Below are 1,532 nucleotides of genomic sequence, written 5' to 3' on the forward strand. Positions count from 1 at the left end.
ATACTTGCGTTTTGATATATGTTTTCGGTTTTTACATTTCAAAGTAAACTTGTTTAGACTGGCCGTATTGATAGCGAAAAACTATTTGCTTTTATATTTTAGCATAAAACAATCATGCCAAGTATAAGCGAAATCCTTACGAATGAAGACTTCGGACAGGTAGTTAGTACGCTATGTGTCGATACGATAGAATACCGGGAACCGAGGGAATATTATAACGAATATCATGGTGAGCGCCGTCGGCGTAAGACCTCTGTCGGTTGGCGTGAACCCAAACGACTGGCGGTTTATTCGGAGACATTGAAGGATAAGAACGGGGAACCGTTACGACTGGAAGACAAGATTGTCGATGTGGCACGTATCGTTACCAACTTCCCGAAAAAGGAGGTGCGTACCTCTGTCGCCTTCTTGTTTGGCGGGCAAATGACGATTACGGGAACGGATCAGAACGATGGCTTTCAAGAATTCAAACGTGTATGGGAACGCCGATTGAAAATGCAATCCGTTTTGAAGTCATTTGCCCGTAGGGTGCTTTCTGAAAGTAAGGCTGCCCTTGTGTTCTATCCCTATACTTCCAAAGGATTAGATGGCAAATTGATTACGGAGTTGAAGGTAAAGACGCTTTCCGTTCCTCGTAATGAAAATACTTTCTCTGAATTTTATCCCCATTTCGACGATAACGATGATATGGATGCTTTTATCCATCGTTACCAAGTGAACTCTAATGGCATGATCCGGAATAGTTGTACGATCTGGACGGCAGACAAGATTATTACGGCTATTGATGAAATGGGCGGCTGGGTGATAAAAGAAGTACCCAATCTGTTCGGTAAAATCCCGGTCGTGTATGCCGATGTTTTCCAGCCGGAATGGGACGAAGTGGCCGGCATTATGGATGCACGGGAAATGCGTTTGTCCCGTATGGCCGACACGAACGATTACTTCGCAGAACCTATCTTGAAAACGTATGGAGATTCAGACTTGCCTTCAAAGGAAACAACTGGCAAAGACATCAACTTCCCAATCAAGGTCGATGAAGTATCCGGCAAGGAATATCATGGCGATGCCGATTATCTGACATGGACTGGTTCCCAGCCATCTGTAGATAAAGAATTGGAAGAAACGAAAAACGAACAATTTGCCGGTACATCTACGCCGGATCTTTCCTTTGATAACTTGAAAGGCATTGGCAACCTGTCCGGTGTCGCACGTAAGTTTATGCTGATGGACGCAACCATTAAGGCTAGTGATAACATGGAAACGTTCGGTCCGGTCGTGCAGCGTTGCGTGTCGGTCGTGTTGGCTGGAATATGCAATATCACCAACATCAAGTACCGTTCGCAATTGGTGAACAACCTGATCGATGTGGAATTTGGTTCTATCTTGCCGGAAGATCTGTCCGAGACATTACAAACTCTGTCCCTTGCCAATGGAGGTAAACCGATCAACGCCCAGCGCACGGTTACGGCTCATTCTCCTCTGACGGAAGACTTGGACGAAGAAATGAAGCTGATGGAGGAAGAGGAAGATAC

At 45.2% G+C, this 1,532-nt stretch carries 1 protein-coding gene; it reads left to right on the forward strand.

All coding sequences use genetic code 11. From position 1 onward, the window contains the following. Positions 1-114 precede the first annotated feature (114 nt). A partial coding sequence (locus tag H8S65_RS20785; RefSeq protein ID WP_186931711.1) for a phage portal protein occupies positions 115-1,532 on the forward strand: 1,418 nt, incomplete at its 3' end.

The sequence above is a fragment of the Parabacteroides hominis genome (assembly GCF_014287585.1).
GTDB classification, from domain to species: domain Bacteria; phylum Bacteroidota; class Bacteroidia; order Bacteroidales; family Tannerellaceae; genus Parabacteroides; species Parabacteroides hominis.